Raw genomic sequence first — 5625 nt, 5'->3', positions numbered from 1 at the left:
GCCTTCTTCGCGGTCTGGTTGGTCCGCCGGACGGCGGAGTACTGGATCAGGCCGACGACCACCATCCCGACGAGCAGGACGATCGAGCCCACGTAGATCCACTTGTGCTCGGACGCGAACCGGGTGGGTTGTCCCGGGTGTCGGGTGCCCCACCCGCGGCCCGTCGGAGGAGTGGTCCGCGGTGGTCAGGGCCAGGTGCCCGTGAGCCGGCGGGAGGCCGGCGCCGCCGGCGCGGCGGGGCGGTGACCGAGCGGCCGGCGAATGGCCGGGAAGGGCTCGCTGAAGTGGTGGGCCGCGATGCGTGCGTCGTGCTGGACGTTGAGCCGGTGGATGGTGCGCGTACCGAGTGCGATCAGCAGGGCGACCACCGCGAGCGCGATCAGGGTCTCCATCACGTCACCTCCGCGGGCTTCCCGGCAGCGGGATCATCCGCGCGCCGACGACCGGATGCCGGAGCGGCGGCGGGGCSGCCCCGCCGTCGGCCTCCCAGGCGTCCTCACCGTCGGCGTCACCCGTCCGGCGGCCGGTCGCGGCCTCGTCGGACATCAGGACACCGGCGGCCCGGACGCTGCCGGGGACGGCGGCGGCGGTCATGAGCCGGGCGGCTGCGGCGGGTTCGGTCTCGGGCGGGATCACCAGCAGGTCGCAGCGGCCGACGGTGTAGGAGAGCAGGATCACCTTGTCGGGATCCTGTTCGGTGAACCAGCCGACGTGCACGGTGTGCCCGGTGACGGCGACCTTGTGCGGGACGACGGGCCAGCGGGTGGGGTTCACCATGACGCGTGTGATGCGTCCGTAGCGCCCCTCCAGTGCGTCGACCAGGGAGGGGAGTTCGGCGACGAGATCACGCGAACGAGGCCACCAGGAGCCGTCCAGGAGACCGGCGACGGTGGTCTTCGGCGTCAGTGACAGACGCGCCGGGAGCGTGGGGGCGAGGACGGTGGTCATGATCGCGGGCCCGTCTCCGGGCCGCCCTGCAGAGCGGCCCAGTGTCTTGATCGCCGGAAACGACGTCCGCGTGGGAGCGGGTGTTCGAGTGACTCCCGGTACTTTCAGCGTACTCCGGCGAACAGCCGAACGAGCCGTTCCGACCAGGTGACTTCCTGCCGGGAAGCCGCCCGTGCCGACGGTCACGGGCCGCGACCACCGGCACGCGGAGTACGGTGAGACCGCGGCGGTCTCTCGTCGGCCATGAGGTGTCGGCGGCCCCGCGCAGGCAGGCGGACCACCATGGCCGATTCCGACACTTCCACCCCTCGCAAGCTCCTTCCGGACGAGATCCACCGAGCGGTGGGTCCCGGTACGGCTCTCCTCCGGCTGCAGACGACGCACTCCCGCGAAGGCGTCCTCGACGGCGCCTGGTGGCCCCGCTCCCGGGATGTCGCGACCGAGCTGCCCGCCCTGATCCAGGCGCTCACCGCACACCTCGGCCCCGTGACGCGCGTCGGTCTCGACACGGACGCCTGGGAGGAGGTCCCGACGCGTGTGGTCGTCGAGGACCGGGTCGTGCACGTCGACGCCTTCCCCGTCGGCGACGACACCGTCCTCATCACCCGTGGCGACAAGGACCACTTCGCCCTCCTGGTGGTGCCCCCGGACACGACACCCGACGCGGCACGTGACGCCATGGCCCGCGCGGTCGACGCCGGCAACCTCACCCAGGCCGCCGAGATCCTCGTCGCCACGCCTCCCGAGCCGACGACCGGGAGCCAGGAGTCGGAGTGATCCGGTGGGCTGAACTCCCGCCCTCCTGCGCACCGTCCCGCCAACACCTCGCGGCACGCCCCTCCGTCATCCGCGCCATTCGACCAGCACGAGGGTGGCGTCGTCCGAAGTGGCTTCCCCGCGTGCCCGCTTGAGGGTGTGGGAGAGGTCCCGCGCCACCGCCCGGACCTTACGGTCCGCCCTCTCCAGCTGGTTCACCCAGTCGATCAGCTGCTCCTCGCCGAACTGCTCCTGCCCGCTCATGTGTTCCTCGACCAGCCCGTCGGTGAAGCAGAGGATGCGGTCCCCCGGTTCGAGGTTCACCCCGCTGACCTGCGGCTGGGCGCCTCCGAAGCCGACGGGGAGGGTCGTGGGGCTGTCCAGGCGGCCCACGACGCGGTGCCCGCGGATCAGCATGGGGGCGGGATGCCCCGCGTTCACCCACTGGAGGTGACCCGTGTCGGTGTCCAGCCGCATCATCTGCGCGGTCACGAAGTGGTCGGGCGCGAACTGCTCGGCCACGGCACGGTCCATGAAGAGGTAGATCTCGGAGAGTTCGATGCTGATCCGCCGGGCGTGCCGGTACGCGCCGATGGCCACGGTCGCCATCGTGGCCGCGTCCAGACCGTGGCCCATGGCGTCGATCATGGCGAGGTGGAAGCTGTCCCTGTTCAGCGCGTAGTCGAAGCTGTCACCCGCCACGTCGTAGGCGGGCTCCAGCACTCCGGCGACGGCGACGCGGGGCGTCACCATCGACAGGGGCGGCAGCAGCGACCACTGGATCTCGGCGGCGACGCTCATCGGTTCGCTGCGGCGGGTGCGGAAGAAGAGGTCGGTGTGGCTGTTCTTGGTCTGGATCAGATCGGCGACCAGCCCGGTGATCCTGCGCAGCAGGCGGCGGTCGTCGTCGTCGACGGCGTCCAGGGTGACGGCCAGCACGCCCGCCTGGTCGTCACCGTCCAGCAGCGGCAGCATGACCCGTACGCCGTCGGGCAGCACGAGTTCGACCGGGCGGGACGTGAGGAAGCACCGGCCCGCTTCGGAGGTGTCGATGGGCTCCGGTTCGCCGCCCGTCAGCCCTTCGCCCGGCAGGGGGACCAGCCTCTGCTGCCCGTAGTCCTGGAGCAGGATCTGCGGATCCCGTCCCCCCAGCCGGCCCACCGCGTCGGCGAGGACCTGCCCGACCAGATGGGGCGGCAGCTCGTGGGCCCGGTCCAGGAGCCCGCCCAGCAGCCCCTCTCCGAAGCTCTCCGAGCGATCCGGGTCCCCGGGCGGTCCGACTCTCATCCCGTTCCCTCTCGCAGGGCGGCGGACGGGTTGCGTAGCGCCTGCGCTGCCGTCCTGCGGACACGGGAGCCGGGCCCGTCACCGGCGATCTCGCCCTCAGGATGCTCCTCGGCGGCAGGGCACGCCACACGAGTGCCGCCGGAGAACGCCTCCGTACGGGGTGGTCACACCGCGGCCGGCGGTGGCCCGGGTGTCTCGGAGGTGCGGCGGTACTCGGCGTTGATGCGCTGGGCCTCCGCGAGCTGGTCCTCGAGGATGATGATGCGGCAGGCGGCCTCGATGGGGGTGCCCTGGTCGACGAGCTCCCGCGCGCGGGCGGCGATGCGCAGCTGGTAGCGGGAGTAGCGGCGGTGCCCGCCCTCGGAGCGGAGCGGGGTGATCAGGCGGGCTTCCCCGATGGCGCGGAGGAAGCCCTGGGTGGTGCCGAGCATCGCTGCGGCCCGGCCCATCGTGTAGGCGGGGTAGTCGTCGTCGTCGAGACGATCGTCGAACGAGTCGTGTGCTGTCATCTGCACCTCTCTTCTTCTTCGGAACGCGTCGAGGGGCCCTGGCGCCGTACGGCACCAGGGCCCCGAAGGAACTGCTACACCATCCGCCGACCCCAGTAATGCGTCGGCCTGCTGTTTCCGCGGCCCTGGCCTGTACTCGGCCCGGATCGCGGGGATCGCGGTTGCTTGACCGGAGACCACCTCACTGTCGATCGATGTCCTGCGGTACCCGGGCTCAGCCTTTCGGCCCGGGCGATCCCGATGGCGTTCAACTCCTCCGTTCTTCCCTCTGGGATGTCACTTCTCAAACGGGGAACTGCGTACTGCACTTGCGGGTACTGCCACTGCGTCAACCGCGGTACTGCTCACGGCGGCCCCTGATCACCGCGGGCCACCCGGTCCGGCCGTCAGCCCCGTCGCCGTCCTGCAACGACCCTGGCTTCGAGACTCCACCGCCGTACCGTCCTACGCACTGCAACTGCGGTCACCGCTGCCCGGCAGTTCGTCTCTCCGGGCTTCCTCGATCTTGGCTACGAGAGAAACCATAGCCATGCCGTACTCGAATGTCTACTGCGGCCGTCATAGATTTTCGCGTGTCGGTCGAGAAGACAATCGGGGTCGACTGTTGCCTGTATCCATGCCCGGGCCGTCGGCGGGTGATGCCGCCTCCCGGCGACGGCCCGGGGCCTCGGCGCGTCGGCGTGCCGAGCGGCCGGATCGCGGCCTCCGGGGCCGCCGGGGCGGTGTGAGGAATACACTCGGCTCCCATGTCGAAGCCTGACGAGCTGCTCGTGAACGTCGCCGCACTGGTGGAGTCCGGGCAGAGCAACCAGATGTCCCTGACCGTGGTCACCAGCGGTGCTGTCATCACCGGTCGGCTGGCCCCCGAGGCCGTGTGGAGGCAGCGGGTGTCGGAGGTGTTGACGGACTCCGCCCGCCTGAGCGAGTTCTCCGAGGTGTTCACCACCACGACACGCAAGGAGGGGCCGCCCACGCACCTGCACTTCCATGTGGCGCGGATCCTCCAGGGAACCGTGGGCATCCCCGAGACGGGTGGTATGTACCGCGTCTCGATCGAGGACGTCAGCGCCTGGACCATGGGAGATTTCAGCTACTCCGACCACTGACCCGCCCCCCCGGCCGGAACCCGCCGCCGCAGAGGCCGGGGGAGTCCCGCCGGGGATGACGGGACGGCCGAAGGGCCCTTCGCGGCGTCGTCGGATCGCCCGCACTCGCCCGGGGCCGCCGCGGAGGTCCCGGAACGGGGATCGGCGGGATCAGGCGGCGGCCTGGTGCTGCCGGAGTTCGGCCTGGCCGAAGAGCAGGGCGTAGCCGCCGGGGAGATGGCGGAGGACGCGGGCGAGGAGGTCGGGCCCGGCGACGCGTGAGACGACGGCGAGCACGGCGCCCGCGTCCCAGCGCGCGGTGGCGGGGGAGCCGCCGGTGCGGGCGGCCAGATCCTTGATGAAACCCCAGCCGGTGAGCTGTTCGGTGGCGGGGACCTGGGAGGTCAGGGCGAGAGCGGCCTCGACGGGGAGGCGGTGGGCGAGGTCGACGCGTTCGTCTCCGGTGACCTGCCGGCCGAAGGCGCCGAGAACGGTGCGCATGACTTCCTCCGCGCGTTCGCGGGTGGGGTAGGCGCCCTCGTAGCGCACGCGTTCCAGCATCTGGTCGAACGTCATGACGGCCAGGGCCGGGTTCGGTCGAGGCTGGTCGTACATGGGCTGCGGTTGCCTTTCTCTTCGCGGGGTTCGGTCTCCGGCCCCCGCGGTCACATGGGCCGGGGGTGGCCGAAGAGGAGGTCGTAGCCGGGCGGGAGCTGGAGCAGGACCTCGCCCATGAGGGCATCTCCCGCCGCGGCGGCCACCGTGGAGAGGACTGCGCCGACGTCCCACAGGGCCGTCTTCTCGGTGGCGCCCTCGATCCAGGCCGTGGTCGCGCGGACGAAGCGTTCGGGGGAGAGCGGTTCGGCGGCCTGGAGGGGGTTCAGGAGGATCAGGGCGTACGTCTCGGGGAGCCTGGCGGCGAGCTCGGCCCGCACGGTGCCGACCAGGTGTGCGCCCAGCAGGGCCAGGACGACGCGGGCCGCCCGCTCGGTTTCCTCCCGAGTCCGGTACTCGCCGCGTTCCTGGACGCGGTCCAGGAA

8 protein-coding genes are annotated in these 5625 nt (G+C 71.4%); 2 read left to right on the top strand and 6 right to left on the bottom strand.

Annotated features, from left to right (window positions below; genetic code table 11):
• Window positions 1-185 precede the first annotated feature (185 nt).
• Window positions 186-392, bottom strand: coding sequence for a hypothetical protein (locus EAO71_RS24865; protein ID WP_147980060.1), 207 nt, complete (start codon window positions 390-392; stop codon window positions 186-188).
• A 4-nt stretch (window positions 393-396) separates the two neighbouring features.
• Window positions 397-948 carry a DUF5994 family protein gene (locus EAO71_RS24860; RefSeq protein WP_147980059.1) on the bottom strand — a complete coding sequence of 184 codons (552 nt, stop codon included), beginning with the start codon at window positions 946-948 and terminating at the stop codon, window positions 397-399.
• Between the two features lie 282 nt (window positions 949-1230).
• On the opposite strand from EAO71_RS24860, the gene EAO71_RS24855 reads away from it, so the two are divergent.
• On the top strand, window positions 1231-1725 hold the full coding sequence (locus EAO71_RS24855; protein ID WP_147980058.1) for a DUF5994 family protein: 495 nt from the start codon (window positions 1231-1233) through the stop codon (window positions 1723-1725).
• Between the two features lie 66 nt (window positions 1726-1791).
• On the opposite strand, the gene EAO71_RS24850 is transcribed toward EAO71_RS24855, so the two are convergent.
• Together EAO71_RS24850 and EAO71_RS24845 are read right to left on the bottom strand one after the other, a co-directional pair.
• Entirely contained in the window at window positions 1792-2991 is a 1200-nt protein-coding gene (locus EAO71_RS24850; protein ID WP_147980057.1) for a PP2C family protein-serine/threonine phosphatase, read from the bottom strand.
• A gap of 164 nt (window positions 2992-3155) precedes the next feature.
• Window positions 3156-3500 carry a MerR family transcriptional regulator gene (locus tag EAO71_RS24845; RefSeq protein WP_147980056.1) on the bottom strand — a complete coding sequence of 115 codons (345 nt, stop codon included), beginning with the start codon at window positions 3498-3500 and terminating at the stop codon, window positions 3156-3158.
• Window positions 3501-4246: 746 nt separating this feature from the next.
• On the opposite strand from EAO71_RS24845, the gene EAO71_RS24830 reads away from it, so the two are divergent.
• A complete protein-coding gene (locus EAO71_RS24830; RefSeq protein ID WP_147980053.1) occupies window positions 4247-4606 on the top strand; it encodes a hypothetical protein in 360 nt (119 codons plus the stop codon).
• A 150-nt stretch (window positions 4607-4756) separates the two neighbouring features.
• Here the strand turns inward: EAO71_RS24830 and EAO71_RS24825 are convergent, their stop codons facing one another.
• Window positions 4757-5200, bottom strand: a complete 444-nt coding sequence (locus EAO71_RS24825) for a DUF2267 domain-containing protein (protein WP_147980052.1) — start codon at window positions 5198-5200, stop codon at window positions 4757-4759.
• A 50-nt stretch (window positions 5201-5250) separates the two neighbouring features.
• Window positions 5251-5625: DUF2267 domain-containing protein (locus tag EAO71_RS24820; RefSeq protein WP_315986612.1), on the bottom strand; the 375-nt coding region annotated here is incomplete at its 5' end.

The organism is Streptomyces sp. MS191, from assembly GCF_008042125.1.
Lineage (GTDB): Bacteria > Actinomycetota > Actinomycetes > Streptomycetales > Streptomycetaceae > Streptomyces.
Note: the sequence above shows the minus strand (reverse complement) of the source record. Positions and strands in the feature narration are given on the sequence as shown.

Bases quoted from the DNA above. Each gene is read 5' to 3' on its own strand.
- EAO71_RS24865 (WP_147980060.1), bottom strand. From the start codon at position 392: ATGGAGACCCTGATCGCGCTCGCGGTGGTCGCCCTGCTGATCGCACTC.
- EAO71_RS24855 (WP_147980058.1), top strand. From the start codon at position 1,231: ATGGCCGATTCCGACACTTCCACCCCTCGCAAGCTCCTTCCGGACGAG.
- EAO71_RS24850 (WP_147980057.1), bottom strand. From the start codon at position 2,991: ATGAGAGTCGGACCGCCCGGGGACCCGGATCGCTCGGAGAGCTTCGGA.
- EAO71_RS24845 (WP_147980056.1), bottom strand. From the start codon at position 3,500: ATGACAGCACACGACTCGTTCGACGATCGTCTCGACGACGACGACTAC.
- EAO71_RS24830 (WP_147980053.1), top strand. From the start codon at position 4,247: ATGTCGAAGCCTGACGAGCTGCTCGTGAACGTCGCCGCACTGGTGGAG.
- EAO71_RS24825 (WP_147980052.1), bottom strand. From the start codon at position 5,200: ATGTACGACCAGCCTCGACCGAACCCGGCCCTGGCCGTCATGACGTTC.